The organism is Microbacterium zouquanmingi (assembly GCF_052266695.1).
GTDB lineage: Bacteria > Actinomycetota > Actinomycetes > Actinomycetales > Microbacteriaceae > Microbacterium.
Genome location: NZ_JBQPQZ010000001.1, coordinates 707,822 through 734,083, shown reverse-complemented (window position 1 = coordinate 734,083; position 26,262 = coordinate 707,822). Strand labels below are relative to the sequence as shown.

Sequence of the window (26,262 nt, the reverse complement as noted above, 5' to 3'; positions counted from 1 at the left end):
CGAAGCATGGCCGAGCTGCACGAACTGACCGCGATCGAGCAGCTGGCGGCGCTCCGCACTCGAGAGATCAGCCCGTTCGAGCTGACCCAGCACTATCTCGATCGCATCGCACGGTTCGATGACGGACTCGGCGCCTTTGTCGAGGTGACAGCGCATGCCGCACTCGAGCGCGCCGCCGCGCTCGGCGACACAGAACCGACAGGAGCCCTGTGGGGCTTGCCGTTCGGCGACAAGGACCTTGTTCCGCGCGCCGGTGTTCCGACGCGATTCGGCTCGCGCCTGCATCGTGACTACATTCCGGATGCCACAGGAGATCAGGCCGCGGTGCTCGACGAGGCCGGCGGCATCAGCCTCGGCAAGACCAATACGCCGGAGTTCGGGCTCACCGGTTATACCGAGACGCAGATCGCCCCGCCTGCGCGTGACCCGTGGAATTCCGCCAACGGTGCAGGAGGCTCGAGCGGAGGCGCGGCGACCGCAGTCGCTGCGGGCCTGCTCCCGCTGGCTCCCGCATCCGACGGCGGAGGGTCGATCCGCATTCCTGCGGCGACCGTCGGCGTGGTCGGCATCAAGCCATCGCGCGGACGAGTACCGTTCGCATCCGGCCTGGACAGCCCCGGGGGCCTGCCGGTCGCCGGACCCATCGCCGGCACCGTTGCCGATGCCGCGCTGCTGCTCGATGTGCAGGTCGCCGGCCGTCCCCACCCGTATGCGACGGCCGCGCCCGGTTCTGGCTCTTTCCTCGCCGCGGCCAGAGCGCTCGGAGTATCTGCTCGCGTCGGCGTGACGACCGTCTCGCCGTGGGATGACGCTGATGACATTCGGCTCGACCCTGATGCGGCGCGTGCGGTGACGCTCGCCGCCGCCCTGCTCTCGGATGCGGGCGGCAACGTCGACGCGTTCGATTGGCGCCCGCACGGGTACGCCGAGATGTTCACGACGATCTGGCGCACGAGCGCCGCGCGCATGACGCTCTCGGATGCTGAGCTCGAACTCGTCGAGCCGATCACCGCCTGGCTGGTGCGCGAGGGGCGCAAGCTCACCGGCGCGCAGGTGCTGGAAGCGCTCGCTGCGGCGACGGTCTTCGAGCGCCAGACGATCACGGCTTTCGCGCCCTTCGATGCGGTGCTCACCCCCGCGCTCGCGCTGCCGCCGCAGCCGGTCGGGTGGTTCGACGCATCCGATGCCGCGCACAATTTCTCGCAGCAGGTGCGCTACGCGCCGTACTCGAGCTTCGTCAATGTGGCAGGGCTCCCGGCGATCGTCGTGCCCGTGACGCGTGATGCCTCGGGGCACCCGGTGAGTGTGCAGTTGATCGGACGCCCCGGCGGCGAGGCCGCGATCATCGCACTGGCCGCGACGCTGGAGCGTCGCGTGGGCGTGCTACCGCACCCGCCGGTATGGGAGCTCAGCGCCTGAGGCGAGCGCGCGACTTCGAGACACTGGCGAGCGTGGCTCGCAGCGGCGTTCCGAGATACAGACCGAGGGATGCGCCGGCGGCGAGTCCTATTCCGATCGATGCGGCGAGCACGAGGGGGCCGACGCCATCCAGCATCCCTTCGGCGGTTCCATCGGAGTCGACGACCCCGAGAAGGCCTCGGAAGACGGCGGTTCCGGGGACGAGCGGCACGATCGCCGCTGTCGTCACCGCGACCGATGGCACGTGCACCCCGCGGGCGGTGAGGATGCCGATGAAGCTGGCCAGCAGCGCGCCGATGGCGCTCGCGCCGGCAGGCTGCACGCCGAGGGAGAGGGTGGCGCTGTAGCCGAGGATCGCGATGGTGCTGAGGAAGGCGCTGACGAGGATGATGCGCAGCCCCGCGCCATTGAACAGCGCGACCGCGACCGCGATGATGACCGCGCCGCCGATCTGCGCGACCAACGACCCGAAGGGGATCGCATCGGTCGGCAGCGGGATGCTGACGCCGAAGAATCGGGCCCCCTCGAGGCCGATCAGGATGCCGAGAACCACCCCGAGGGTCTGCATCGTCAGATCCAGGATCCGCCCGCCCGCCGTGAGGGCGAATCCGTCGATCGCGTCCTGTGCGGCGCCGACGACGGTGAGTCCGGAGAGCATGAGCACGATTCCCGAGGCGACGATGATCGATGGCTGCACATCGACGAAGGGGGCGACCTCGGCATGGCCCAGAGCCGCGACCACGGCCGTGACTGCGGTGATGACGAATCCGCCGGCGATCTGGCTGAAGAACAGCGGAACCTGGAGGCGGGCCAGACCCGCTTGAGTGAATGCTGCGGCGAGGGCGGCGAGGAAGCTCAGCCCGATGATGATCGGAGAGGCGCCGTAGAGGATCGCGACGCCGACGGCGAGCAGGGCGCGGGCGAAGAGGACGACGATGGGGCGGTAGAGGAAGGGCGTCCGACGGATGATGCGGAACGCGAGGCGCGCCTCATCGAGGTCCATCCCGTCAGTGATGTCGACGAGGAGCGCCTGCAGGCGCTGGAGCTTCGCATGGTCGGGGGAGGCGGCGCGTACGACCCGGATCAGCGTCGTCGGCCAGTCGTCCTCGCCGCGGTGGTATGAGACGCTGACCGCGCTGAATGTGACATCGACGTGCACCCCGGTGAGTCCGTAGACGCGGGCGACGCGGATGATCGCGAATGTCACGTCGTGCGCCGATGCCCCGACCGCGAACATCGATTCGCCGATCCGCATCGCGAGATCGAGGATCTTCACGACGATGGTGTCGGTCAAGACCGCATACGCTTCGGTCAGAGCGACCTTGTCGGGGTCGGTGCGGATGACTCGGCCCACCGAGTTCAGGATGCGGAAGCGTCGTTCAGTGGCCATGTGTCCATTGTCTCGAGTCGCGGCGGGCAGGAGGAGATCCGGTCGCGGACGTCAGCCGTACAATTTCTCGATCAGCGCGTTGATCTCATTGAGATCTGCGGTCGGTACGGCGACGAGGGGATGGGCGTCTTCGTCATCGGGGTCTGCGAGGTAGAGGAGAGTGAGCCCATGCGCGGCGAGAAGCTCGTTCGCGCTCGTGATCGCACGGTCGAGCTCGTTGATGTCGCCCACCTCGTCCAGCTCGATGCCGGTGCGGATGATGCGGGGGAGAGCGGGCAGCGCATCAGCGAGTTCGGCGCCGGTGTCGCGCTTGTCGAGATACGCGAGTGCGCCTGAATCGTCGAGGCCCTCGATCAGAGCATCCCAGGGGGATTCGCCCGCTTCGACGGAATCGAGAGTGGCAGGAGTGAGTTCAGGGTCGTCGTCGAGCAGCCTGCAGAGACGAGTCCAGTCGTCGAACGTGTTGGTCATGGTCGCTAGGGGATCACATGTGGAGGGCGCGCACAAGCCGCGGGGTCTCGCGCGCTATGCGAGAGGGACCGGATGCAGTCGCGTCACGTCGCGTGTCGCAAGATCGATGACGACGGCGGCGTCTTCGGGAACGCGGGTCCATCCTTCCGCGTCGACGCCGCTGGAGATGACATGCACGGCCTCGTCGGTGATGCGGTAGTCCATGGCGTAATACTCGGTTGCGTGGCTGGCCGGCATCGCCTCCACCGATTCGAAGAGCTCGCGCAGGGCTTCGACGGGCGAATCCACTCGACTGTTGATGTGGATGGCGAAGAGCTTCGCCGGGGTCAGAAGAAGAGCATTGAGGCTCGAGTTCGGAAACTCCCGTACGAGAATCTCGAGCGCACGAGTGACGCCTGCCACCTCGTCTCCGTCGGCCTCCCCGATGCACTGCATGATCAGGCGGAAGTAGCGTTCGCTGTCCGTATCGCCGAGGAGCTTCGTTCGGGAGTCGGCGCTGAGCTGTGCTTCGAGGTGGTCGATCGGTGCGATATGACCGTTGTGCGCGAAGGCGTATCCGTCATCGGTGAAGGGATGGGTGTTCGCAGGCGACACGGGAAGACCGCCGGTCGCCCAGCGCAGGTGCACGAGTCCGCAGCATCCGAGGGCCTGATTCGCGAGCGCGTCGTACTGGGGATCGATCGACGCGTTACGCACCGACGAGATCGCTTCCGTCTCGTCGCCGAGCGAGCGGTGCCATGCCATTCCCCAGCCGTCGCTGTGTACTTCGGTGAGTGCCGTGAAGGTATCGAAGTCGTCGCGTCCGAGAAGGTCGACGACGGGGGTCGGTCGGTCAGTGACGTAGCCAAGCAAGCGGCACACAGTGGGTTCTCCCTTCCGGTCATGGTCGAGCCTTCTCCTTTCTGCGCGTGCTGGCAACCTCCTTATGCTGTCGTGCGTCCTGCGCGCAATCCCCTTCTGCACCTCGTGGTCGGCTGGCACACTGAGGCCATGCGTACCGTCGGTGTGGAAGAAGAACTGTTGCTCGTCGATGCCGAAAGCGGACGGCCGCGGTCCGTCGCCGCGCGCACCCTGCGGTACGCGGCTGAGGCCGCGAAGCCTGCTGAGAATGCCAGAGATGCGGATGCCGCGTCCATTGAGGCATCCGGCGAATTCACCCCCGATGAGGTGCCGGGAGGGTCGATCGAGCACGAACTCCAGCAGCAGCAGATCGAAACCGACACGGTTCCGCACACGGATATGGCCGCCCTCGGTACTGGTGTGCGCGCATGGCGCGACCAGGCGATCACCGCAGCGCGACGTGCGGGTGCGCGGGTGATCGCGTCTGGGACTTCGCCGCTGCCGGTCGGAGCGGCGATCGTCGGCACGCCGCGATACCTGCAGATGGTCGAGCACTTCGGGCTGACGACGACCGAGCAGCTCACCGGAGCGTGCCACGTGCACGTGTCTGTGGAATCCGACGATGAGGGTGTCGGTGTACTCGATCGCATTCGAGGTTGGCTACCAGCGCTGCTGGCGTTGAGTGCGAACTCCCCGTTCTGGCAGGGCGAAGACACGAAGTATGCGAGTTTTCGCTCGCAGGCGATCATGCGCTGGCCCACGGCTGGGCCCACCGAGCGGTTCGACGCGGCCGAAAATTACCACTCGCTCGTCTCGGCGATGATCGCTTCCGGGGCGATCTTCGACAAAGGAATGATCTACTTCGACGCACGCCTGTCGCATCACTACCCGACTGTGGAGATCCGTGTCGCCGACGTCTGCGCGGACGCCGCCGACACCGTGCTGATTGCCGCGCTGTGCCGTGGCCTCGTGGACACCGGCGCCGCTGAATGGCGGGCGGGGGAGGAGCCCCTGCCCCTTTCGGTCGCCATGCTTCGGGTGATGAGCTGGCAGGCAGGAAGATTCGGTATCGAGGGTGATCTGATCGACCCGCGAACGCTCGCGGCGCGTCCGGCGCGTGAGATCGTCGCCGACCTCGTCGACCACATCCGACCAGCCCTGCGCGAAAGCGGCGACGAAGAACTCGTCGAACAGCAGATCACGCAGATCTTCGAGCGCGGGAACGGCGCCATGCGCCAGCGGGCTGTCCTCGAGAAGACCGGGCAGCTCAGCGACGTCGTCGCAGACCTCGCCACGGCCACCGCCGGGCTCGAGGGGTGAGCTACTCCGCGTCCTCCGTGCTCGGTCGCGCCACCGCATCAGCAATGCGTGCCCAGATTCGCTATCCCAGTTCTCGGTCGCATGGATCGAGAGCTGCCCACGAAATGTGACGAGGGTCGGTGACGAAAGGGGGCACACGAGCTTTCGCCGCAGCCGGGGCATCAACGATCGGCGAGCTCGGGCCGGAGAATCTTCGCACTGCAACGAATCCACAGACGACCCTCACCGAGGTCATTGATACTGCCTGACCCGCTCCAGAGGATCCCCGCCGTCGAGCTGTATCCGTACGCGAGGTATGCCCAAACACTGCGAGTGCGAGACGTGCTGAGCGATGGAGTGTGAGTCGAGCGAAGGTTTGTTGAAGGCGTCAGGACTCCCTCGCTCAATGACCGGCGAGCGTGCCAGGGAGAAATCTCAACCTGACCGGGACTTAACTGAAAAGTCCCCCACGAGTAGAAGCCTCGTGAGGGACAGTGGCTCCGACGGGCGTCGATCCCGTGACCTCACGATTTTCAGTCGTGCGCTCTACCAACTGAGCTACAGAGCCATGCGGCACATCATAAATCTGCCGCATCCTAGACGAAAGGCCCTTTTCGAAAAAAGGGCCCGTCGCTTAGAGCGACCCTGACGGGACTTGAACCCGCGACCTCCGCCGTGACAGGGCGGCACGCTAACCAACTGCGCTACAGGGCCATACTTTTTAAATTGTATCGGATGGAGTGACCCCAACGGGATTCGAACCCGTGCTACCGCCGTGAAAGGGCGGCGTCCTAGGCCGCTAAACGATGGGGCCGAAAGTCTGTCCCGGGGGACTTCCTTGCCGACGCTCAAGCATAAAGGATGTTTCGCCGAAAACGCCAATCGAGGGCGAGTCTGCGGAACGCCCGGGCGTTTCTACGCGACGATGGAGCGTTCGCAACGTCTCTGGATACAAGAAATCACCTGTTGCGGATGTGAAAGATGTTGTTACTGTTGCATGAGTGATTCCTGTGAAAGGGGCCGTGTGAACGTCGAGCAGTCCGCAATGGATGCTGCGCTAGAGGCCGGCGACTCGTGCAACTGCGCGCCCAGTGCTGAAGAACGCAAGGCGTTCTGGCAGAAGGGATCGCTGACCCGCCGCAATGCGCTGGGTCTTGGAGCTCTCAGCGTCGCAACCCTCAGCGCATTCGGGATCGGTGCCGGCGTCAACGCCGCCCACGCTGCCTCCTACCCGAGCTGGGATGATGTCCAGCGGGCGAAGAACAATGAAGCCGCGAAGGCTTCGGAAGTCTCACGCATCGAGGGACTGATCCAGTCGCTCACCCAGCGCGTCGCCGAGACCAAGGCCGCGGCGGAAGCAGCCGGCAACGAGTTCTACGAAGCACAGCAGGCGTACTTCGCCGCGATCGCCGAAGCGGAATCGCTTCAGGCTCAGGCCGATGAACAGTCGACGATCGCAGTCGAATCTGCTCGCAAGGCCGGCCAGGTAGCAGCCCAGCTCTATCGCAACGGTGGCGATGACACCGCACTTGAGCTCTTCTTCGCCGGTTCCGCAGCCAGCGCCGACGACCTTCTATCGCGCCTGGGCACGATGGACAAGATGCTGGGCTTCAACCAGTCCGTCTACGACAAGGCCGTGGCAGCCCGAAACTCCGCACAGGCGCTGAGCGATCAGGCTGTCGTCGCCCGCACTGAGCGCGACCGCCTGCAGAAGATCGCCGAAGAGAAGATGATCGCCGCGCAGAACGCTGCCACGGCAGCCGAGGCGGCTCTCGCCGAGCAGACCGAGTACCTCGGGACGCTCGAAGCTCAGCTCGCAGCCCTCAAGGACGACACGGCAAAGACCGTCGCTGACTACCAAGAAGGCGTTCGCGTTCGCGAGGCCGAGCGCAAGGCGGCTGAAGAAGCCGAGCGCAAGCGCCGAGAGGAAGAAGCCGCCAAGAACAACCAAGGCGGCGGCGGTGGCGGCGGCGGGGGCGGTGGCGGAGGCGGCGGAAACGTCGGCTCCGGTGGCTGGGCCCGCCCGCATGGCGGATGGCGCAGCTCAGGGTACGGACCGCGCATGGTGCAGTGCGGCACAGGCTACTGCTCGAGCGGCTACCACTATGGCGTCGACCTCGCCAACGGCTGCGGCGCCCCCATCTACGCCGCGAACTCCGGCACCGTCGACTACGCCGGTTGGAATGGCGGCTACGGCAACTACGTCCGCATCCAGCACGGCGACGGTGTGGGCACAGGCTACGCTCACATCAACTCATTCGCCGTCCGCAGCGGACAGTGGGTCAACTCCGGACAGGTCATCGCGTACGCCGGCAACACCGGCAACTCCTTCGGATGCCACCTGCACTTCGAGGTGTACATCTGGGGCGGATACACGAACCCCATCAACTTCATGGCGGCACGCGGGGTCTCGGTCTGAGCCCGCAGCACCTATGAAGAAGCCCTCGGCCGCATCTGCGCTGCCGAGGGCTTCTTCGTGGAATTCTGAGGTCAGTGCGTCTCGCCCGCGCGAACGATGGCCTCATCGAGGATGCGCTGTGCTTCGGCGGCGTTGCCCCACTCATCGACCTTGACCCACTTGTTGGGCTCGAGGTCCTTGTAGTGTTCGAAGAAGTGCGCGATCTCCTTCTTCGTGTACTCAGCGATGTCGTCGATGTCCTGGATGTGCGCCCAGCGCGGATCCTTGGCGAGCACAGCGACGAGCTTGTCGTCGCCGCCGGCTTCGTCGCTCATCTTGAGCACGGCGACCGGACGCACCTCGACGACGACGCCGGGGAAGATGGCGTGATCGAGCAGCACCAGCACATCAAGCGGGTCGCCGTCTTCGCCGAGAGTGTTGTCGAAGTATCCGTAGTCGGCGGGGTAACCGAAGGTCGTGTAGAGCACGCGGTCGAGGTGGACTCGTCCGGTCTCGTGGTCGACTTCGTACTTCACGCGGCTGCCGCGCGGGATCTCGATGACGGCGTCGTGTGCGCCCATGCGTGTGCTCCTCAGGAAAAACGGGTGGATGCCGCGGACTAGCCTACCCGCGCGTTCGGAAGAGCTTGTTCAGCGCTCTTGCGAGAGTGCCGGTGAGCGCCAGGAGGAAGAGGGCGAAGTACCCGACCGACCCGAACGCGATGACGATGATCAGCGCGATGCCGAACAGGATCGCCGAGGCGATGTCCGCCACCGCCCCCAGGCGTATCCGCTGCGGGTCAGCCCGCGTGTACGTCGGATGCCGCAGAAGGTAGATGCGCCCCGCGAAGGTGGTGAACTGCGTGAGGATCAGCGTGCCGATGTACAGCACAGCCTGCAGCGGATCCGAGTCCATCTGGCCGATCATCGCGGTCGGCACCGGCAGCCAGACGATGGTCGCCATCCAGGCCACGTTGATCCACAGCAGCGGACGGGTGATCACCTCGACATCGTTGTACTGGCGGTGATGCCCGATCCAGGAGTTCGCGATGAGCACGAAACTGAGCACGAAGCTCGTCAGCTGACCGCTGTGCTCGTTCAGGAAATCGGCGGTGCTGAGCTTGTCGGAGGCTGCCTCTGAGACGGACTCCATCAGCGGCAGGATCAGCAGCGTCATCGCGATTGCGACCACTGCGTCGACGAACGCCTTGAATCGCTCTGTGGAGAACGACTGCGTCATCTGCTCGTGCTCTGTCACTCGCCCAGAATATGACCGGGATGCTTCCCGCGATAGATGCGCGTCGGTGTCGTACCGTGGAGGGGTGCCTTCGCTCCCGCCTGCTGTCGCCGAGATCCGCCTTGCCGTGCGCGTCGCGCTCGCCGATCTGCCCGACGGTGCGACGGTGATCGTCGCGCTGTCCGGGGGCGCAGATTCGCTCGCGCTCGCCGCGGCGACCGTTTTCGAAGCTCGCTCTCGCGGGATGCGCGTGCTCAGCGCCACGATCGATCACGACCTGCAGGAGGGCTCAGACGAGGTCGCGGCCTCGGCCGCGGTGCAGGCTGAGAGCCTCGGCATCCGCTCTCTTGTTGCGAGAGTCGACGTCTCGTTCACTGAGGGCGGACTCGAGGCCGCTGCGCGCGACGCGCGCTACGCGGTGCTGCGCGGCATTGCCGCGAGCGAACGAGCGGATGCTGTCCTGCTCGGACACACTCTCGATGACCAGGCCGAGACCGTCCTCCTCGGGCTTGCCCGCGGAGCCGGAGCGACCAGCCTGCAGGGCATGGCACCGCGCCGCGAGGACGAGGACGGCACCGTCTGGCTGCGCCCAATGTTGGGGGTGCGCCGCGCGACGACAGAGGCGTTCTGCGCAGCATCCGATCTGGACCCGTGGCACGATCCGCACAACCGCGAGCACCGTTTCGCGCGGGTCAGGGTGCGCGAGAACGTGCTGCCGGTGCTTGAATCAGAGCTCGGGCCTGGGATCGCTGAAGCGCTCGCTCGCACTGCCGAACAGCTCCGGGAGGATGCCGAGGCGTTCGACGAGATGATCCACGAGACTATCGAGGACATCGTCGAGCACGCCGAAGCCGGCATCTCGGTCAGCGTCGCGGCACTCGCGGCGAATCCCGCAGCCCTGCGCAACCGCATCATCCGGCTTGTCGCGCACAGCGAGTTCGGTGCGAGCCTGTCGCGCACGCAGACGCTTGAGGTCGCGCGCCTCATCACCGACTGGTCGGGTCAGGGGCCGATTGATCTTCCGGGGTGCGCCGCCTACCGGGAGGGCGCGCGGATCTTCTTCCGCGCACGGTAGAGGCGAAGCCTCGGCCGCGTCGCGGCTACTTCTTGCCGCCGAAGAGGCCGCCGAGCAGGTCGCCGATTCCGCCGCCACTCGAAGACGAGCCGCCGCCGAGCAGGCCGCCGATGATGTCGCCGAGCCCGCCACCGGATTCACCGGACGCGGCACCCGAGTCAGACTTGCCCTTGGTCGCGTTGGCGATGAGGCCCATGACGATGGGTGCGAGGATCGGCAGAAGCTTGCCGAAGTCGATGCCAGGCGTCTTCTCAGAGGCGTTCAGCTTCGCGGCAACCTCGCCGGCGTCGCTTCCGAGCACGTGCTGCACGATCTTGCCGCCGTCGGCCTGATCGATGTCGTCGACCTTGCTCACGCCGGGCTTTCCCTCGTGGCGCTTGAGAGCATTCTGAATTGCGGCCCCGCCCTCAGCGGTCTGAGCGTTCTTCGCGAGGCCGCTCAGCAGCACGGCACCGCCCTGTTCAACGGCCTTCGATGCCTCGGCAGGTGAGACCCCGAGTTTCGCGGCGATGTCTTCGATCGGAACCTGCTTGAGAATGTCGTCAAGAGCCATGGGAGATCCTTCCGTCTGGGGCATCCGCCCGCTCAGTCCCCACAGTATTACCGAACCCACAGCATCCGTCACCTAAAATCAATTCATGCGCGCGGCTGAGATTCAAGATGACCTTGCAGAGATCCTCGTTACCGAGGAGCAGATTCTGGCGAAGCTTCAAGAGCTCGCCGACCGAGTCGCGAAGGACTACGAGGGCAAGGATCTCCTCCTCGTCGGCGTGCTCAAGGGTGCTGTCATGGTGATGGCGGACTTCGCCCGCGCACTGCCCTTCCACGCGCCGATGGACTGGATGGCTGTCTCGAGCTACGGCTCAAGCACGAAGTCCAGCGGTGTCGTCCAGATCCGCAAGGACCTCGACACCGACCTGCACGGCAAGCACGTGCTCATCGTCGAAGACATCATCGACTCGGGCCTGACCCTCAGCTGGCTGCTCGAGAACTTCGAGTCCCGCGGCCCCGAGTCGATCGAGGTCCTGGCGCTGCTGCGCAAGCCAGAAGCTGCGAAGGTCGAGATCGACTGCAAGTACGTCGGCTTCGACATCCCGGTCGAGTTCGTCGTCGGCTACGGCCTCGACTACGACGAGCGCTACCGCAACCTGCGCGATGTCGCGGTGCTTGCGCCGCATGTGTACTCCTGACCCCCCGCTACGCCAGGGGCGAATCACAGCGAGGCCCAAGGACACGCGCGATACGCTGAACGGACCATGGACGTGAAGAAGATCACCCGAAACCCGCTGCTGTATGTAGTGCTGATCGGTGTCCTGCTGTTCGGCGGATTCTTGCTGATCTCGAATCTCGGCGCCCCGAAGCAGATCACCACGCAGCAGGGACTCGACCTGCTCGCGGGCGAGACAGTCACCGAGGTGACGACCACCGACGGTGATCAGCGCGTCGACATGACCCTGTCGAAGGCCTTCGAAGACTCGAAGGAAGTCCAGTTCTACTACGTAGAGGCGCGCGCCGACGAGGTCGTCACGGCGATCAGCTCCGCTGATCCGAAGGACGGCTTCAACGACGTCGTCCCGCGGGCCACCTGGTTCGACGGCATCCTCTCGCTTCTTCTTCCGCTCGTACTGCTGGGTCTGCTGTTCTGGTGGCTGCTCTCCTCCATGCAGGGTGGCGGCGGCAAGGTCATGCAGTTCGGCAAGTCCAAGGCGAAGCTCGTCAGCAAGGAGACCCCGACGGTCACCTTCGCCGACGTCGCCGGTGCCGATGAGGCCATCGAAGAGCTCGAAGAGATCAAGGAGTTCCTCCAGGATCCTGCGAAGTTCCAGGCGGTCGGCGCCCGCATCCCCAAGGGCGTGCTGCTGTACGGCCCTCCCGGAACAGGTAAGACCCTCCTCGCCCGCGCTGTCGCCGGCGAAGCGGGGGCTCCGTTCTACTCGATCTCCGGTTCAGACTTCGTCGAGATGTTCGTCGGCGTCGGAGCATCCCGCGTTCGCGACCTGTTCACCCAGGCCAAAGAAAACGCGCCAGCGATCATCTTCATCGATGAGATCGACGCCGTCGGTCGCCACCGCGGCGCCGGCATGGGCGGCGGTAACGATGAGCGCGAGCAGACGCTGAACCAGATGCTCGTCGAGATGGATGGCTTCGACCCGAACGCGAATGTCATCGTGATCGCGGCGACCAACCGTCCCGACATCCTCGACCCCGCGCTGCTCCGTCCTGGCCGCTTCGATCGTCAGATCGGTGTGGATGCTCCAGGACTCAAGGGCCGCCTGCACATCCTGCAGGTGCATGCCAAGGGCAAGCCGCTCGCGAAGAGCGTCGACCTCGAGGTCGTCGCGCGCAAGACTCCCGGCTTCACCGGTGCAGACCTGGCCAACGTCCTCAACGAGGCAGCGCTCCTCACCGCGCGCTCCAACGCGCAGCTCGTCGACAACCGCGCGCTCGATGAGGCCATCGATCGTGTGATCGCTGGGCCCCAGCGACGCACGCGCGTCATGAAGGACCGCGAGAAGCTCATCACCGCGTATCACGAGGGCGGTCACGCACTCGCCGCTGCAGCGATGAACTACACCGACCCGGTGACCAAGATCACGATCCTGCCTCGAGGCAAGGCCCTCGGCTACACGATGGTGATGCCGCTGGATGACAAGTACTCGGTCACCCGCAACGAACTGCAGGATCAGCTCACCTACGCGATGGGTGGACGCGTCGCAGAAGAGCTCATCTTCCACGACCCGACCACCGGCGCATCGAACGACATCGAGAAGGCGACGAGCATCGCCCGCAAGATGGTCATCGAGTACGGAATGACGACCAAACTCGGACCGGTCAAGCTCGGCTCTGAGGGCGGAGAGCCCTTCGCCGGTCGCGACATGGGCCGCGGAAGAGAGTACTCCGAGTCGGTCGCCGAGCGCGTCGATACCGAGGTGCGCGCACTCATCGAGCAGGCGCACGACGAGGCGTACCAGGTGATCAGCGACAACCGCGACATCCTCGACCGTCTCGCGCTCGCGCTGCTCGAGGAGGAGACCCTCGACCACAACGAGATCGCCGAGATCTTCTCCGACGTGCGCAAGCTTCCCGAGCGTCCGCTGTGGCTCTCGAGCAGCGAGCGCCCGGTGTCGGACCGCCCGCCGATCGAGATGCCGAAGCGCGTCATCCCTGCGGATGCCGCGGCCTCTGTCGATGCGTCAGCGGATGCTGCGGCATCCCGTGGCGCCACCGGCGGCGCCCCGGCATCGGGGCAGGCGCGCCCGGCGACGGCCTGATCATGGCCGTCGACCGGGAAAGGGTCGAACGGCTGACCCGCGAGCTGCTCGAGGCGATCGGTGAGGACCCGGATCGACCGGGACTGAAGCAGACCCCGAGCCGAATGGCAGATCTGTACTCCGAGTTCTTCGCCGGAGTCGGCCACGACGCGGCAGAACCCCTTTCTCGCACGATCAGCGTCTCGCGCGGCCCCGCCCCCGAGACGCTGGCGTCGGGGGCCGTGCTGCTGCGTGACATCCGCTTCCGCTCGGTCTGTGAGCATCACCTGCTGCCGTTCGCCGGTCACGCGCACATCGCATACCTGCCCGGCGAGCAGGTGGTCGGTCTCGGTGCGCTCGTGAAGGTCGTCGAGGTCCTCTCCGCTCGTCCGCAGGTGCAGGAGCGCCTCGGCGAGCAGATCGCCGACACGATCGACGAGCACCTCGACACCCGTGGTGTCCTCGTCGTTCTGGATGCGGTGCACGGCTGCGTGACGATGCGCGGAGGACGTCAGACGGATGCCTCGACGCTCACGATCGCGGCACGCGGCGAGTACCGCGAACCGGTGGCGCGTGCGGAGCTGATCGCGTTGATCGGCGGGACCCTTCGACTGGCTCAGGGGCCGAATCAATGACCGGGATCTGGGGAATCGTCAACGTCACCACTGACTCGTTCAGCGATGGCGGACGCTACATCGATCGCGATCACGCGATCGCGCACGGCCTGATGCTGCACGCTGCCGGGGCAACCGTGCTCGACATCGGCGGTGAGTCCACTCGACCCGGTTCCGAGCGCGTGGACCCTGCCATCGAGCTGCAGCGGGTCCTCCCGGTGATCGAGGCTCTCGCGGAGCGCGGGGTCGCGGTGAGTGTCGACACGCTCAACGCATCGACCGCGGCTGCTGCGGTGCGTGCGGGCGCGCGCATCGTCAATGACGTATCCGGCGGACTCGCCGACCCGGACATGCGCGCGGCGGTCGCCGAGTCCGGCGCCGACTTCGCGATCGGGCACTGGCGCGGACCGTCCTCTGACATGTACGCCCGCGCCGAGTACCGACGCGCCTCGCGTGAGGTGGCCGCAGAGCTGCGCGAACGCATCGGGGAAGCAGCCCAGGCTGGCATCGCTCCGGCGCGCATCATCGTCGATCCAGGAATCGGCTTCGCCAAGACCGGTGACCAGAACTGGGATGTGCTGCGCGGACTGGCCGATGTCACGGCCCTCGGCTACCGCGTGCTCATCGGCACGTCGCGCAAGCGTTTCCTGAGCGCCCAGCTGGCCACGGTCGGGGACGTCGAGGTGTCGGAGGATCGTCTCGATCTCGCAACCGCGGTCACCAGCGCTCTCGCTGTTCGCCACGACGTCTGGGCAGTCCGTGTGCACGACGTCGGCGCGGCGCGCGACGCGATCGCGATCGCGCGGGCATGGGAAGGATGAGCATGTCGACCACGGATGAGATCCGCCTCACCGGCCTGACGGTGTTCGGTCGGCACGGCGTCTTCGAGCACGAACGCGAAGACGGGCAGGACTTCACGATCGACCTGCGTCTTCTGGTCGATCTGTCGGATGCCGCGGCATCCGATGACGTGACCGACACCGTGCACTACGGGGAGCTGGCAGAGAAAGTGGCCGCGGTCGTCGCCGGCGATCCGGTGAACCTCATCGAGAAGCTCGCGCAGCGCATCGCGGATGCCGCCCTCGATGACGATCGGGTGCACGAGGTCGAGGTCACGGTCCACAAGCCCCATGCACCGATCCCGCTGACCTTCGCGGATGTCTCGGTCGCCATCCGCCGCACCCGGACGGCGGCCCGCTGATGGTCCGGATGCCTCCGATCCCGACGCTCGATCCTCGCCCTGGCCGCGACGCTGTTCGCGCGGTCGTCGCCTTCGGCGCCAATCTCGGAGATCGTGCCGAGACGATCCGTCAAGCGGCCGAGCGCATCGCGCGGCTGCCGCTCGTTGAAGATCTGCGGCTGTCCGAGCTTCACGAGAGCGTTGCCGTCCGCCTCGACGGGCCGGACCCCGACGCCCCGGCGTATGTGAACGCCGTTGCTGTGCTGACGACGCGGCTCGCGCCTCAGGTGCTGCTGGGTCTCCTGCACGCGATCGAAGACGAGCACGGCAGAGTGCGCACGGAGCGCTGGGGTGACCGCACTCTCGACCTGGATCTGATCGCCTACGGCGATACGGTCTCCGACGATCCGCACGCACTGCTGCCGCATCCCCGGGCAGCCGAGCGGCTGTTCGTTCTCGAGCCGTGGCTGAGTCTCGATCCGGATGCTGCGATTCCGGGCGCAGGCCGGGTCGCCGACCTCGTCGAGGCGCTGCGAAGATGAAGCGCACCTCTCCGCTCGTCCTGATCCTGCTCGCCATTGTGGGTGGAGGCATCGGCTATCTCGTTGATCATCTGCTCACGATCGGCGGCCGGGCGACCTTCTCGCCGTCGCCTCTTCTGCCCGTGCTGCTTCTGCTGCTCGCCGCGGCAGTGCTCGCGCTCGCCTGGCCGGTGCGGCGCAGCGTGCGCGGGCGCGTACGCATCGATCCCTTCCGCGCGATGCGAGCAGCGACACTGGCGCGCGCATCCAGCCTGCTCGGTGCGATCGTCACCGGTTTCGGAGCAGGGCTGTCGGTGTTCCTCCTGTCGCGCCCCGTGGGTCCCCAGGTAGGGTCGATTGTGGCCATGACGGTGCTGGTCGCGAGTTCGCTTGTTCTCGTAGTCGCGGCTCTCGTCGCCGAACAGTTCTGCACTCTTCCAAAGGATCCTGATGACCGACAGCCAGATGACCCCGCCGGAGCCGCAGGGGACTGAACTTCCACGCCCCGCCGACTCGGTGCTGGATCAAGGCTCCTACGACCAGCTTCGGCAGCCCCGTGGAGCGGGCCGTCTCGAACTCGATGGCCGGTGGCATCAGATCTCTCCGCGCTATGTCGCATCGCAGTTCGTGCAGAATGGCATCCTTCTCGTTCTCCTGATCGCCGTCGTGCTGGTGGTCGCACTCGTGCTGCACCAGAAGTGGGTGTGGATTCCTGGCGGTATCGTCGCAGTCCTGATCGTGGGGACTCTCGTGATCCTGCCGCGGCAGGCGAAGGCGATCGGCTACATGCTGCGTGAGGACGACATCGTCTTCCGCCGCGGCATTCTGTGGCAGCGCATCATCGCGGTCCCCTACGGACGCATGCAGCTCGTCGACATCACCCACGGGCCGCTCGATCGTGCCTTCGGCGTCTCTCAACTGAAGATGGTCACGGCAGCCACTGCCACCGGCGTGCAGATCCCCGGTCTCACGCAATCCGCGGCCGAGTCGCTCCGCGACACGCTCATCGACGTCGCCGAGACCCGCCGGACCGGCCTGTGAGCACCCCGGAACAGCACGACCCGAACCTCCGACCGGCGACTTCGGTCGCGGAGACCAGCGAACTCGCCGACGGCGAATGGCACCGGCTGCACCCGCTGACACCGCTGTTTAAGGGCGGCCTGGTGCTCATCATCGTCGCGGGCATCGTTCTGAACAACTTCCGCGAGCGGATTATCTTCTGGCTGGTCAGCCTCTTCGCGCCGGAAGAAGCGCACATCGAAGACTTCGGGGGCGGCGACCCCGTCGACTGGGTACTGGAGAACAACCTCATCCTGATCGCGATGCTCATCGTGCTCGGGGTGCTGGTGATCCTCATCGTGGGGTTCTGGCTGGTGTGGCGGTTCCAGCAGTTCCGCATCTCTGACGAGTACGTCGAAGTGCGCAAGGGCATCATCTTCCGCTCTCAGCGCCGCGCACCGCTCGACCGTGTGCAGGGCGTCAACCTGACCAGGCCCTTCCCCGCCCGTCTGATCGGGATGGCCAAGCTCGAGGTCGTCGGCGCAGGAACCGATGCCAACGTGCCGCTGGAGTACCTCTCGACCCCGAAGGCTGAGACCGTGCGCACGGACATCCTCCGCCTGGCATCCGGCGCTCGTGCCGCGCGTGAAATCCGGCAGAGCGGTCGCGCGGACCAGAGCGGCCATCACGAGAGCGGTGCTCCGCAGACCATGCGCTCGCAACTCGTCGGGTCGGTGAACGACGGCGTCAGCGGCATCATCGGTGGGGTGGACCTCGACGACGTCGAGCCCGAGAGCGTCGTGAAGATCCCGACCGGCAGGCTCGTCGGATCTCAACTGCTCTCCGGTGTGCTGTGGTTCGGATTCTTCTTAATCCTCTTCGCGATCGTGCTGGCCTTCACAGTTCCGGCGATCCTCGCCGATGTATCGGGGCCGGAGGCCACTTTCGCGATTCTCGGAGTGACGCTCGGTGTCGGTATTCCGCTGGTGATCGCCACCGTCGCGATCACCTGGGCGCAGATCTCGAAGTCGCTGCGCTACTCGATCGCGTCGACCGCCGACGGCATCCGGATCACTTACGGACTGTTCACGACGATCACCGAGACGATCCCCCCGGGGCGGATCTTCGCGGCCGAGGTCACGCAGTCGCTGCTGTGGCGCCCGTTCGGATGGTGGACGATCAAGATCAACCGGATGAGCGGCAAGAGCCTCTCCGCGCAGCAGTCCAGCACCGCGCAGCAGTTCAACATCGTGCTGCCGGTCGGCGTCGCAGCCGACGTGCGGCGGGTGCTCGAGCTCATCGTGCCAGATCTTCCGGCAGATGACCTGCCGCTGGTGTGGGAGCACGGAATCCAGGGACCGCAGCAGGACACAGACCCGTACCGGGTGATGGCCCGTCGCGCGTGGTGGCGACGTCCCTTCTCGTGGAAGCGGCACGGCTTCGCCGTCACCGACTTCGCGCTGCTGCTGCGCCGAGGGGTGTTCTGGCGGAAGCTTGCGATCTTCCCGCTCGTGCGGCTGCAGGGCATCTCTGCGGAGCAGGGACCGATCGATCGGGCGCAGCGCGTCGGAGCCCTCAAGGCGCACAGCGTCACCGGTCCCGTGCTCGGAGACGTCGTCGGCATCGAGAGCGCGCACGTGAACGAGTCGCTCGATGGCATCGCGCATCGTGCCGCGTCTGCCGTGCAGCGCGATCACGGTCACCGGTGGGCGGAAGGCGCACCTCCCGAGGCGCCGCATGAATCGTGATGGCCGGCTCGGGGTCGGCATCATCGGCGCAGGCCGAGTCGGCCCCGTGATCGGTGCGGCTCTCGGCGGCGCAGGTCACGCGGTGGTCGGAATCACGAGCGGCTCCGACGACGATCGGGTCGCCGGTGTTCTCCCCGATGTGCCGGTGCTCGATGCCGAAGAGGTGCTCCGGCGCAGCGAGCTGGTGATTCTGGCGGTTCCCCACGACGAGTTGCCTGGCCTCGTGCGGGGCCTCGCCGAAGTCGGCGCCTGGCAGCCGGGACAGATCGTGCTGCACACCGATCCCGCCTATGGCATCAGCGTGCTCGAGCCCGCTCAGCGATCGGGCGCCATCCCGCTCGCCGTGCATCCTGCCATTTCGTTCACCGGCACCTCGATCGACCTGCGCCAGCTGCAGGCGAGCTTTGCCGCGGTCACCGCTCCCGGCCCGGTGCTGCCGATCGCTCAGGCGCTCGCCGTCGAGCTCGGTTGCGAACCGGTCGTCATCAGTGAAGACGACCGGGCAGCCTACGCGGAGGCGATCGCCACGGCATCCGAATTCTCACGCGCGATCATCGGCCAGTCGACCTCGCTGTTGCGCGGCATCGGCATCGAGAACCCGGGCGGCTACCTGTCGGCACTCGTGCAGTCGACGGTTGAGACGGCTCTGCGCGAAGCATCCGACTGAGCGCGTTTTCGGCGACAGGGAGGGGGCTCAGCGCCCGCCGGAGAAGCCTCCACCGCCTCCTCCGCCGGAATATCCTCCGCCGGAGGAACCGCCGAAGCCTGACGAACTGGCGGTCGAGGGGGCCGAATAGGCCGACGAGGAGTGCACGGACGACGAGAACGCTCCCAGTGCGTACCACTGGAAGCCCACGTTCGAACTGTCCATCCAGGTGGCCTGCTGATTCGCCTGGCGGTAGCTGTGTTCGAGCACCTCGCCCCACTCGCGCTCCTGCCCGAACACGATCGCGTAGGGGAGCAGCTTCTCGTAGACGTGGATGACGTCGACGCTGCCGTCGCTTCGGCGATCGGCGCCGCTGTAGGACTGCAGCATCCGCAGACGATCCTCTTCGGCGACGCGGATGAACTCGCGCACACCGTCGAGATACTCCAGCTGCAGTGCGCCCTCTTTCGTCAGCACGGTGTGCGTGCGGAAGGCCGAAACGGTCGTGATCACGAGGAGTATTCCGCTGGCGAGCGTTACGAAGAAGACCGGCCCGGCGGACTCGCGACCGGTGAACATGCTCCACAGCAGCAGCACGGCAAGGGCTGCGAACACCGCGATCGCGATGATCTGGATGACCCGTGCCACGGTGCTCGAGGCTTTCGTCGTGAGTCCGCGCTCTGCGGCGGCCGCAGGGCCGCTCGCGATCATGCTCTGCATGCGCGCGGCGAATGTCTCATCGTTCTTGGGCAGCTCGAGCACTGTGCCGCTCGGGGCCGAGCCGAAGAGCAGCTGCAGCGCGTTTGCGTCGAGGGGGTCGGGGGTCGGGGCATCAACGCGACGCAGCCGGGGCTGCTTGTCGGCGCTCCCGTCTGGGAGTTCTTCGATCCGCAGCGATCCGCGCACCGCGAGGTGGATGATCTCGGCGGAGACAGGGTTCCTCGCATCGGGGTGGATCGCGCCTGCGAGCAGCGGCGGCATGTCATCGGGTACGTCGTACTGCGCGATCACGATGCCGGTGGCGCGCCGACGTCGGCGGATCATGCTCTTCGTCGCGAGCCATCCGCCGAGGGAGAGCAGGAGGACTCCGCCGCCCAAGGGGTACGGGGCGATGTCGGTAGCGGCGTTGGGAAGGCGTGCGGGCGGCTGTGTGATGGTGCCGGCTTCCAGGGCGATCGCCACGCTGATCCCTGAAGCCGCTCGAAGATCGTGCCGTTCGACGGTGAAGGTGCCGTCTCCGTCGTCCTGCAGTTCGCACGTCGTGTGGGAGCCGTAGCCGCCCTCATAACAGGCCGTGTCGCCGGTGAGGTGAGACGTCAGCTCGTCATCGAAGATGATCTCGGCGTGGAAGACATCGACGTCTTGCGTGCTGTCGAGGGGCAGCAGGTCCCAGTAGAACTCATCGACCTTCGTCTCTGTCGCGTCGAGGATGATGTCACGCATCTCGTACTCGATCACGTAGGTGTTCGCGCCGTGCACGAACTCATCGCCTCCGGTGAGGACGTAAAGGATGCCGTCGTCCTCTTCGGTCTCGTACTCGATGTCGTTGCCGCTCTCATCGCGAACGGCGAGGATCGTCGGCTCGGTGCTGGCACCTCGGTAGGACAGTGGATAGCCCACGACGATCCCGCGGCTCTGGTCGAACTCGGGGAACTCGGCAACACGCGTCTCCTGGACGTGCAGGGTTGCACGTCCGTCGTCGTCGATTCCGACTTCGAAGGTCGCGTCCCACGAGGAGAAGTTGAAATCGTCCACGTCGGTGGGCTGCGAGGCTGCGGACGCCGCGGCGGTGGGCCCCGCGAGCAGGACTCCTGCAGCGATGAGCGCGAGTGCAAGTGACCGGAGGTGCATGCTCCGAGGTTAGCCGCAAGCAGGCCCGGTAAACTCGAAGTTGACTTGCAAGGAGCCCTGATGACTGACGCGTCCACCGCGCCCGCTGACAACACCCCGGACAACGCCGAAGGCGATGACGTTCATGAGCAGAAGGCTGTTCGTCTTGCCAAGCGCGAGCGCCTGATCGCGCAGCGATCGGATGCCGCCGGCGGAGCCTTTCCGGTCGGAGTTCCGGTCACGCACTCGATCCCCGCGCTGCGCGCGGAGTACGCCGAGCTCGAAGCAGGTGAAGAGACCGGAGCGATGGTCGGCATCGCCGGCCGCGTCGTCTTCAGCCGCAACACCGGCAAGCTGTGCTTCGCATCGCTGCAGGCCGGCGATGGTTCTCGCATCCAGGCGATGATCTCTCTCGCCGAGGTGGGCGAGGAGTCGCTCGCCCGGTGGAAGGAATACGTCGACCTCGGCGACCACGTGTTCGTGCACGGACAGGTGATCTCCAGCCGCCGGGGTGAGCTGTCGATCATGGCCGATGACTGGACGATCGCATCCAAGGCGATCCTGCCGCTGCCGAACGCGTACGGCGATCTGAGTGAGGAGAGCCGGGTCCGCAGCCGCTACCTCGACTTGATCGTCCGCGAACAGGCTCGTACGACGGTGCGCGCACGTGCAGCCGTCAATGCCAGCCTTCGTGCGACCTTCACTTCGCACGAGTACCTCGAGGTCGAGACTCCGATGCTGCAGGTGCAGCACGGCGGAGCATCCGCTCGTCCGTTCATCACGCACTCGAACGCCTTCGACACCGAGCTCTACCTGCGTATCGCACCTGAGCTCTATCTGAAGCGCGCCGTCGTCGGTGGTATCGAGCGCGTGTTCGAGATCAACCGCAACTTCCGCAATGAGGGCGCCGACTCCACTCACAGCCCCGAATTCGCGATGCTCGAGGCCTACCAGGCCTACGGCGACTACAACCAGATGGCAGAGCTCACTCAGGAGCTCGTGCAGCAGGCTGCGATCGCTGTCAGCGGCTCCACGACAGTCACCTGGGCCGATGGCACCGAGTACGATCTCGGCGGCGAGTGGGATCGCGTCTCGATGTACGACTCGCTCTCTGCGGCGGTCGGGCGCGAGTTCACGATCGATGACTCGGTGGCAGAGCTCACCGCATTCGCCGAGAAGAATGGCGTCGACGTACCCCCGCATGCAACGCACGGAAAGCTGATCGAAGAACTCTGGGAGCACTTCGTCAAGGTCGATCTGACCCGCCCCACGTTCGTCATGGACTTCCCGGTCGACACATCGCCGCTCGTGCGCGAACACCGCTCCCGCGCTGGCGTCGTCGAGAAGTGGGACTTGTACATTCGCGGGTTCGAGCTGGCGACAGGGTATTCCGAGCTCGTCGACCCCGTCATCCAGCGCGAGCGCTTCGTCGAGCAGGCGAAGCTCGCAGCCCGCGGCGATGTCGAGGCGATGCGCGTCGACGAAGAGTTCCTGCGTGCGCTCGAGCACGGCATGCCGCCGACAGGCGGCATGGGGATGGGCATCGACCGTCTGATCATGGCGATCACGGGTCTCGGCATTCGCGAGACGATTCTCTTCCCCCTCGTCAAGTAGCACTCAGCCCCGGCGGAACGTCCACTCGGGGAGGACCGCTGCGCTGATGAGCGTGCTGAGCAGCTGCGCCAAGGAGTACTCCGGGTCGATCTCGGACGCGGCCTCGAGGTAGTGCGCAGCGTGCGTCGAGCGTCCGAGCGCCCACGACAGCCACGCTGCCACCGTCAACGGGGCGGCCCGGTAAGCGCGCGGGGCGCGTGCGGCCACATTGCGCGCGAGGGTCAGCGCCAGCCGGAGACGGTCGGCATCGGGTGCATCGCCCTGCCCGATGAAGATCTGACCCAGTTCGGGGGGAACCGCCGTGCCGTGGTGCGTGAAGGCGAGCTGCGCGTCGAGGATCCCGACGCCGGTGGGCAGATCCGTTGCCCACTGCACCAGGGCGGCATCGCGGAAGGTCGGTCGGTTCATGCACCACAGCAGTGCTGCCGACGCGAACGGCGGCAGGTTCTCCGGCCGCTCGAGCACCGTCTCGAAGAACAGCGGCAGATCATCGAGCAGGAGCGAAGCGTTGATCGCCTGCGGATTCTCACGCGCGCTTCGCGGGGCGCGTTCGTGGTCGACGACCTCCGTGAGGTCGTGCAGAGCCCGGCCCACCCTTTCTTTCTCAGCGAGGTCGACCTGGGGCAGCTCCGCACCGTCGGCCTGGTCGCCGGAGACGTCTGCGATGCCGGGCACTGGCGGCGCGCCGGGGATGTCGTCGAGGGAGCCCAGGGCCGGCTCGTCATCCAGGTAGCTCGACCATCCGGATGCCATGACGCAGAGCGCATCGACGATGCGGAGCCCCGAGTCCATCGCGACAGCGAGCAGATCCTCGACGACGACGGTGTGGGGGAGCACCATTCCGTCTCTCGTGTACTGCGGTGGCTCGTCGGTGTAGATCACGACAGCAACGGCATCCGTCTTGCTCACTCGTGAGACCAGCCCGACTGCGGCGTCGACGAACTCCTCGACCTCGACGGCGTCTCGTGGGAGGTCGATCCGCATCGCTCCGCGCGCGCGGGAGCTCGCGAACGGCACGAGCATGATGCTCTGCCGTGGTGTGAAGCCGGCAAGAGCCGGGACGAGGCCGAGGAACTCGGCGGAACCTGCTGCTTTAAGGACTGTGGTCATGCAGAGAGTGTGCTCGAAGGGGCGCCCGCACAACGGTGATCCACAGCCGCGACTGGTACTTGGTGATTGTGCAGAAGGAGTGGGCTTCGCTCAGCGTCGACCGCGTACGATAGAGGCATGGACACTTTCTGGGCGGCAGCGGCATGGTCGATTCTGCCGACCCTGGGAGTCGGCGTCGTCTTTTTCTTCGTGCTGCGGGGGATCCTCCGATTCGACCGCACCGAACGCAAAGTGCACTCGCAGATCGAGGCAGAAGAGCGCGCGGCGCGCGGCCTGCCGCCGCGCAGCTGATTGCAACGTCCCCGGCACGCAGTACGCTGATGGGGTGCGTCTGATCCGGCGCCCGTTGACGTTGGCCAGGGGTGCGCATGAATCTGAATCTGAACCCGATTCAGTGGCCGTGGTGGGTTCTCGCGTTCGCCGTGGTGGTTGACATCTCGGTCCGCGTCACAGCGATCATCGTGATCCCGCGCAACCGGCGTCCCACGTCGGCGATGGCCTGGCTGCTCGCCGTCTTCTTCATCCCGTACCTGGGTGTGCTGCTGTTTCTGGTCATCGGCAACCCGCGCCTGCCTCGTGCGCGCCGTCGCAAGCAGGATCAGATCAACGAGTACATCGCCGAGACCAGCGACCATCTGCGCTTCGGCACCCTGCGACCCCACGCGCCCGACTGGCTGCGGTCCGTCGTCTCGATGAACGAGCGTCTGGGCGCGCTGCCGATCTCGGGCGATAACGGTGCGCACCTGGTCAGCGACTACCAGGAGTCGCTCGACGCCATGGCAGAGGCGATCCGCGGCGCCGAGCAGTACGTGCACGTGGAGTTCTACATTCTGCAGTCCGATGCGTCGACCGATAATTTCTTCCGTGCGATGGAAGAAGTGGCAGCGCGCGGCATCCCGGTGCGGGTGCTTCTCGATCACTGGGCCAACCGGTGGAAGCCCAACTATCGCAAGACCATCAAGCGGCTGGATGCGATGGGGGCGAATTGGCATCTGCTGCTGCCGATGCAGCCGCTCAAGGGACGCATGCAGCGCCCTGATCTGCGCAATCACCGCAAACTCCTCGTCGTCGATGGCACCGTCGGGTACCTCGGTTCGCAGAACGTCACCGATTCGTCCTACAACCTGCCGAAGAACATCAAACGCGGCCTGCACTGGGTCGATCTGATGGTCCGCGTCGACGGCCCGATCGTGCTGAGCCTGAACGCGATGTTCCTCTCTGATTGGTACAGCGAGACCGACGAGATCCTCAGCGAGATCGACATCACTCATCCCGCATCGGGCTCGGGAGATCTGGACTGCCAGATCGTGCCGTCCGGTCCCGGATTCGAAGTCGAGAACAACCTGCGTCTGTTCCTCGCGCTGCTGTACGGCGCGCAGAAGAAGATCATGATCGTCAGTCCGTACTTCGTGCCGGACGAGGCGATGCTGCTCGCGGTGAGCGCAGCATGCGACCGCGGCGTGCAGGTCGAGCTCTTCGTCTCCGAAGAGGGGGATCAGGCGGTCGTCTACCACGCCCAGCGCAGCTACTACGAGGCGCTGCTGCGGGCCGGTGTGCGCATCTGGATGTATCGCAAGCCCTACATTCTGCACACCAAGAGCCTCACCATCGATGACGAGATCGCGGTGATCGGGTCAAGCAACATGGACATGCGCTCTTTCGGTCTCAACCTCGAGGTATCGATGCTCGTACGCGGTGCGGAGTTCGTCGACGAGCTGCGCGCGGTCGAAGACCAGTACCGTGCGCTGAGTCGCGAGCTCACTCTTGAGGAGTGGCTGAAGCAGCCGCTGCGCTCCACAGTGCTCGACAACCTCGCACGGTTGACCTCGGCGCTTCAGTAGCGCTCTGTCAGGACTTGCACGCTAATCTGAAGCCATGATCACGCCATCGCGTCTGGTTCTGTCAGTTTCCGCTGCGCTCGCCGCGGCACTGCTCCTGGTCGGGTGCACCGGATCGGCTGGCGAGCAGCCGCCGACGAGCAGCGCGGCGCCAGACGATTCGAGCAGCACGGACGAACTCAGCGACGACTTCGAAGCGGCCTGGCTCGACAACGGCCGGATGTTCTCTCTCGTGACGTGGGGTTCTTCGTCCTGCGTTCCGATCGTCGATGAGATCTCCGCCGAGGGGCAGAAGGTCACGGTCTCGCTCGTCGATGCGCCGAACGCCGACGGCAGCGAGAAGGTGTGCACGGCAGATTTCGCCCCGCGCGCGAGCATCGGCGGACTCCCCGAAGGCGTCGATCCGACGAAGGATGTCGAGTTCGTCGTGACACTCGGTGACATCACCGAAGACGTGGACCTCGACGGGAACGCGGCGCTCACCGGAACCGGCGGCGAGGCCACCGACTACGAGCCCAGTGCCGGATGGTTCGACGACGAGGGTATCGTGCTGCTCACGTGGGGCTCGTCGACGTGCCCGCCGATCGTAGAGAACGTCGAAGTGCAGGGTGCTGGCGCCACCGTCACCTTCAAGACCGAAGACGGCATGTGCACGATGGATATGGCACCGCGGGCAACTCTGCTGGGAATGAGCGACGACGTCGACGACGACGAGGACTTCACGCTCACGCTCGTCGGAGGCAACCTCGACGGAACCGTGCACGTTCTGCGCGGCTGAGTCCG

At 65.9% G+C, this 26,262-nt stretch carries 26 protein-coding genes and 3 tRNA genes; 18 read left to right on the top strand and 11 right to left on the bottom strand.

What is annotated here, in order from left to right; translation table 11 throughout:
• Nucleotides 1-6: 6 nt before the first annotated feature.
• Entirely contained in the window at nt 7-1,419 is a 1,413-nt protein-coding gene (locus ACTU6U_RS03420) for an amidase (RefSeq protein WP_443467739.1), read from the top strand.
• Here ACTU6U_RS03420 and ACTU6U_RS03415 read toward each other — a convergent pair.
• Genes ACTU6U_RS03415 through ACTU6U_RS03405 form a run of 3 tightly spaced genes read right to left on the bottom strand, consistent with a single transcriptional unit; the run spans nt 1,409 to nt 4,132 of the window.
• Nucleotides 1,409-2,809, bottom strand: a complete 1,401-nt coding sequence (locus tag ACTU6U_RS03415; protein WP_443467738.1) for a threonine/serine exporter family protein — start codon at nt 2,807-2,809, stop codon at nt 1,409-1,411. The genes ACTU6U_RS03420 and ACTU6U_RS03415 overlap by 11 nt on opposite strands.
• Nucleotides 2,810-2,860: 51 nt before the next feature.
• Nucleotides 2,861-3,280 carry a DUF6630 family protein gene (locus ACTU6U_RS03410; protein WP_443467737.1) on the bottom strand — a complete coding sequence of 140 codons (420 nt, stop codon included), beginning with the start codon at nt 3,278-3,280 and terminating at the stop codon, nt 2,861-2,863.
• Between the two features lie 54 nt (nt 3,281-3,334).
• Nucleotides 3,335-4,132, bottom strand: a complete 798-nt coding sequence (locus tag ACTU6U_RS03405; protein WP_443467736.1) for a class II glutamine amidotransferase — start codon at nt 4,130-4,132, stop codon at nt 3,335-3,337.
• 138 nt (nt 4,133-4,270) lie between these two features.
• Between ACTU6U_RS03405 and ACTU6U_RS03400 the strand changes: the two genes are divergently transcribed.
• Complete coding sequence (locus ACTU6U_RS03400; protein WP_443467735.1) at nt 4,271-5,440, top strand: glutamate--cysteine ligase; 1,170 nt, start codon at nt 4,271-4,273, stop codon at nt 5,438-5,440.
• 474 nt (nt 5,441-5,914) lie between these two features.
• Here the strand turns inward: ACTU6U_RS03400 and ACTU6U_RS03395 are convergent.
• From ACTU6U_RS03395 to ACTU6U_RS03385, 3 genes are all read right to left on the bottom strand, one after another.
• Nucleotides 5,915-5,987, bottom strand: a tRNA-Phe gene (locus tag ACTU6U_RS03395).
• 72 nt (nt 5,988-6,059) lie between these two features.
• Nucleotides 6,060-6,133 (bottom strand) — tRNA-Asp (locus tag ACTU6U_RS03390).
• Nucleotides 6,134-6,160: 27 nt separating this feature from the next.
• Nucleotides 6,161-6,233: transfer RNA gene (locus ACTU6U_RS03385), tRNA-Glu, on the bottom strand.
• A 231-nt stretch (nt 6,234-6,464) separates the two neighbouring features.
• Here ACTU6U_RS03385 and ACTU6U_RS03380 point away from each other — a divergent pair.
• Entirely contained in the window at nt 6,465-7,838 is a 1,374-nt protein-coding gene (locus ACTU6U_RS03380; RefSeq protein ID WP_443467734.1) for a M23 family metallopeptidase, read from the top strand.
• Nucleotides 7,839-7,909: 71 nt separating this feature from the next.
• Here the strand turns inward: ACTU6U_RS03380 and ACTU6U_RS03375 are convergent, their stop codons facing one another.
• A complete protein-coding gene (locus tag ACTU6U_RS03375; RefSeq protein ID WP_417509954.1) occupies nt 7,910-8,398 on the bottom strand; it encodes an inorganic diphosphatase in 489 nt (162 codons plus the stop codon).
• A 43-nt stretch (nt 8,399-8,441) separates the two neighbouring features.
• Nucleotides 8,442-9,074 (bottom strand): TMEM175 family protein, encoded by a 633-nt coding sequence (locus ACTU6U_RS03370; protein ID WP_443467733.1) that lies wholly within the window; start codon nt 9,072-9,074, stop codon nt 8,442-8,444.
• A 64-nt stretch (nt 9,075-9,138) separates the two neighbouring features.
• On the opposite strand from ACTU6U_RS03370, the gene tilS reads away from it, so the two are divergent.
• On the top strand, nt 9,139-10,128 hold the full coding sequence (gene tilS, locus ACTU6U_RS03365) for a tRNA lysidine(34) synthetase TilS (RefSeq protein WP_443467732.1): 990 nt from the start codon (nt 9,139-9,141) through the stop codon (nt 10,126-10,128).
• 25 nt (nt 10,129-10,153) lie between these two features.
• Here the strand turns inward: tilS and ACTU6U_RS03360 are convergent, their stop codons facing one another.
• The gene (locus ACTU6U_RS03360; RefSeq protein ID WP_443467731.1) at nt 10,154-10,681 is read right to left on the bottom strand and encodes a DUF937 domain-containing protein; all 528 of its coding nucleotides are present in this window, start codon (nt 10,679-10,681) and stop codon (nt 10,154-10,156) included.
• 85 nt (nt 10,682-10,766) lie between these two features.
• Between ACTU6U_RS03360 and hpt the strand changes: the two genes are divergently transcribed.
• The 10 genes from hpt (at nt 10,767) to ACTU6U_RS03310 (ending at nt 19,108) form a co-directional block, all read left to right on the top strand.
• Nucleotides 10,767-11,318, top strand: coding sequence for a hypoxanthine phosphoribosyltransferase (gene hpt / locus ACTU6U_RS03355; protein ID WP_443467730.1), 552 nt, complete (start codon nt 10,767-10,769; stop codon nt 11,316-11,318).
• A 66-nt stretch (nt 11,319-11,384) separates the two neighbouring features.
• Nucleotides 11,385-13,400, top strand: coding sequence for an ATP-dependent zinc metalloprotease FtsH (ftsH, locus tag ACTU6U_RS03350; RefSeq protein ID WP_443467729.1), 2,016 nt, complete (start codon nt 11,385-11,387; stop codon nt 13,398-13,400).
• A gap of 2 nt (nt 13,401-13,402) precedes the next feature.
• Complete coding sequence (gene folE, locus ACTU6U_RS03345) at nt 13,403-14,014, top strand: GTP cyclohydrolase I (protein ID WP_443467728.1); 612 nt, start codon at nt 13,403-13,405, stop codon at nt 14,012-14,014.
• Nucleotides 14,011-14,814 (top strand): dihydropteroate synthase, encoded by an 804-nt coding sequence (gene folP, locus ACTU6U_RS03340; RefSeq protein ID WP_443467727.1) that lies wholly within the window; start codon nt 14,011-14,013, stop codon nt 14,812-14,814. The genes folE and folP overlap by 4 nt, the downstream gene beginning before the upstream one ends.
• Before the next feature lie 2 nt (nt 14,815-14,816).
• Complete coding sequence (gene folB, locus ACTU6U_RS03335) at nt 14,817-15,194, top strand: dihydroneopterin aldolase (RefSeq protein ID WP_443467726.1); 378 nt, start codon at nt 14,817-14,819, stop codon at nt 15,192-15,194.
• Nucleotides 15,194-15,715 (top strand): 2-amino-4-hydroxy-6-hydroxymethyldihydropteridine diphosphokinase, encoded by a 522-nt coding sequence (folK, locus tag ACTU6U_RS03330; protein WP_443467725.1) that lies wholly within the window; start codon nt 15,194-15,196, stop codon nt 15,713-15,715. The genes folB and folK overlap by 1 nt, the downstream gene beginning before the upstream one ends.
• Nucleotides 15,712-16,188, top strand: coding sequence for a DUF3180 family protein (locus ACTU6U_RS03325; protein WP_443467724.1), 477 nt, complete (start codon nt 15,712-15,714; stop codon nt 16,186-16,188). Before folK ends, ACTU6U_RS03325 begins: the two co-directional genes overlap by 4 nt.
• The gene (locus ACTU6U_RS03320) at nt 16,145-16,735 is read left to right on the top strand and encodes a PH domain-containing protein (protein ID WP_443467723.1); all 591 of its coding nucleotides are present in this window, start codon (nt 16,145-16,147) and stop codon (nt 16,733-16,735) included. The genes ACTU6U_RS03325 and ACTU6U_RS03320 overlap by 44 nt, the downstream gene beginning before the upstream one ends.
• Nucleotides 16,732-18,441, top strand: coding sequence for a PH domain-containing protein (locus ACTU6U_RS03315; RefSeq protein WP_443467722.1), 1,710 nt, complete (start codon nt 16,732-16,734; stop codon nt 18,439-18,441). The genes ACTU6U_RS03320 and ACTU6U_RS03315 overlap by 4 nt, the downstream gene beginning before the upstream one ends.
• Nucleotides 18,431-19,108: a DUF2520 domain-containing protein gene (locus ACTU6U_RS03310; protein ID WP_443467721.1), complete on the top strand. Its 678-nt coding sequence runs from the start codon at nt 18,431-18,433 to the stop codon at nt 19,106-19,108. The genes ACTU6U_RS03315 and ACTU6U_RS03310 overlap by 11 nt, the downstream gene beginning before the upstream one ends.
• Nucleotides 19,109-19,135: 27 nt before the next feature.
• Here the strand turns inward: ACTU6U_RS03310 and ACTU6U_RS03305 are convergent, their stop codons facing one another.
• Nucleotides 19,136-20,938: a DUF2207 domain-containing protein gene (locus ACTU6U_RS03305; protein WP_443467720.1), complete on the bottom strand. Its 1,803-nt coding sequence runs from the start codon at nt 20,936-20,938 to the stop codon at nt 19,136-19,138.
• Between the two features lie 60 nt (nt 20,939-20,998).
• On the opposite strand from ACTU6U_RS03305, the gene lysS reads away from it, so the two are divergent.
• Nucleotides 20,999-22,531 (top strand): lysine--tRNA ligase, encoded by a 1,533-nt coding sequence (gene lysS / locus ACTU6U_RS03300; protein ID WP_443467719.1) that lies wholly within the window; start codon nt 20,999-21,001, stop codon nt 22,529-22,531.
• A gap of 3 nt (nt 22,532-22,534) precedes the next feature.
• Here the strand turns inward: lysS and ACTU6U_RS03295 are convergent, their stop codons facing one another.
• The gene (locus ACTU6U_RS03295) at nt 22,535-23,641 is read right to left on the bottom strand and encodes a DUF4192 family protein (RefSeq protein WP_443467718.1); all 1,107 of its coding nucleotides are present in this window, start codon (nt 23,639-23,641) and stop codon (nt 22,535-22,537) included.
• Between the two features lie 117 nt (nt 23,642-23,758).
• On the opposite strand from ACTU6U_RS03295, the gene ACTU6U_RS03290 reads away from it, so the two are divergent.
• The 3 genes from ACTU6U_RS03290 (at nt 23,759) to ACTU6U_RS03280 (ending at nt 26,257) form a co-directional block, all read left to right on the top strand.
• Nucleotides 23,759-23,932: a hypothetical protein gene (locus ACTU6U_RS03290; RefSeq protein ID WP_443467717.1), complete on the top strand. Its 174-nt coding sequence runs from the start codon at nt 23,759-23,761 to the stop codon at nt 23,930-23,932.
• 77 nt (nt 23,933-24,009) lie between these two features.
• Entirely contained in the window at nt 24,010-25,482 is a 1,473-nt protein-coding gene (gene cls / locus ACTU6U_RS03285; RefSeq protein ID WP_443467716.1) for a cardiolipin synthase, read from the top strand.
• A 34-nt stretch (nt 25,483-25,516) separates the two neighbouring features.
• Nucleotides 25,517-26,257: a hypothetical protein gene (locus ACTU6U_RS03280; RefSeq protein ID WP_443467715.1), complete on the top strand. Its 741-nt coding sequence runs from the start codon at nt 25,517-25,519 to the stop codon at nt 26,255-26,257.
• Nucleotides 26,258-26,262: the final 5 nt, after the last annotated feature.

Excerpts from the sequence above, each read along its gene's own strand:
- ACTU6U_RS03420 (WP_443467739.1), top strand. The coding sequence starts at position 7 with ATGGCCGAGCTGCACGAACTGACCGCGATCGAGCAGCTGGCGGCGCTC.
- ACTU6U_RS03310 (WP_443467721.1), top strand. The coding sequence starts at position 18,431 with ATGAATCGTGATGGCCGGCTCGGGGTCGGCATCATCGGCGCAGGCCGA.
- lysS (WP_443467719.1), top strand. The coding sequence starts at position 20,999 with ATGACTGACGCGTCCACCGCGCCCGCTGACAACACCCCGGACAACGCC.
- ACTU6U_RS03280 (WP_443467715.1), top strand. The coding sequence starts at position 25,517 with ATGATCACGCCATCGCGTCTGGTTCTGTCAGTTTCCGCTGCGCTCGCC.
- folE (WP_443467728.1), top strand. The coding sequence starts at position 13,403 with ATGGCCGTCGACCGGGAAAGGGTCGAACGGCTGACCCGCGAGCTGCTC.
- ACTU6U_RS03305 (WP_443467720.1), bottom strand. The coding sequence starts at position 20,938 with ATGCACCTCCGGTCACTTGCACTCGCGCTCATCGCTGCAGGAGTCCTG.
- ftsH (WP_443467729.1), top strand. The coding sequence starts at position 11,385 with ATGGACGTGAAGAAGATCACCCGAAACCCGCTGCTGTATGTAGTGCTG.
- ACTU6U_RS03380 (WP_443467734.1), top strand. The coding sequence starts at position 6,465 with ATGGATGCTGCGCTAGAGGCCGGCGACTCGTGCAACTGCGCGCCCAGT.
- ACTU6U_RS03375 (WP_417509954.1), bottom strand. The coding sequence starts at position 8,398 with ATGGGCGCACACGACGCCGTCATCGAGATCCCGCGCGGCAGCCGCGTG.
- ACTU6U_RS03400 (WP_443467735.1), top strand. The coding sequence starts at position 4,271 with ATGCGTACCGTCGGTGTGGAAGAAGAACTGTTGCTCGTCGATGCCGAA.
- ACTU6U_RS03325 (WP_443467724.1), top strand. The coding sequence starts at position 15,712 with ATGAAGCGCACCTCTCCGCTCGTCCTGATCCTGCTCGCCATTGTGGGT.
- ACTU6U_RS03410 (WP_443467737.1), bottom strand. The coding sequence starts at position 3,280 with ATGACCAACACGTTCGACGACTGGACTCGTCTCTGCAGGCTGCTCGAC.
- hpt (WP_443467730.1), top strand. The coding sequence starts at position 10,767 with ATGCGCGCGGCTGAGATTCAAGATGACCTTGCAGAGATCCTCGTTACC.
- ACTU6U_RS03320 (WP_443467723.1), top strand. The coding sequence starts at position 16,145 with ATGACCGACAGCCAGATGACCCCGCCGGAGCCGCAGGGGACTGAACTT.
- ACTU6U_RS03360 (WP_443467731.1), bottom strand. The coding sequence starts at position 10,681 with ATGGCTCTTGACGACATTCTCAAGCAGGTTCCGATCGAAGACATCGCC.
- ACTU6U_RS03290 (WP_443467717.1), top strand. The coding sequence starts at position 23,759 with ATGGACACTTTCTGGGCGGCAGCGGCATGGTCGATTCTGCCGACCCTG.
- folK (WP_443467725.1), top strand. The coding sequence starts at position 15,194 with ATGGTCCGGATGCCTCCGATCCCGACGCTCGATCCTCGCCCTGGCCGC.
- cls (WP_443467716.1), top strand. The coding sequence starts at position 24,010 with ATGAATCTGAATCTGAACCCGATTCAGTGGCCGTGGTGGGTTCTCGCG.
- ACTU6U_RS03295 (WP_443467718.1), bottom strand. The coding sequence starts at position 23,641 with ATGACCACAGTCCTTAAAGCAGCAGGTTCCGCCGAGTTCCTCGGCCTC.
- folP (WP_443467727.1), top strand. The coding sequence starts at position 14,011 with ATGACCGGGATCTGGGGAATCGTCAACGTCACCACTGACTCGTTCAGC.
- ACTU6U_RS03415 (WP_443467738.1), bottom strand. The coding sequence starts at position 2,809 with ATGGCCACTGAACGACGCTTCCGCATCCTGAACTCGGTGGGCCGAGTC.
- folB (WP_443467726.1), top strand. The coding sequence starts at position 14,817 with ATGTCGACCACGGATGAGATCCGCCTCACCGGCCTGACGGTGTTCGGT.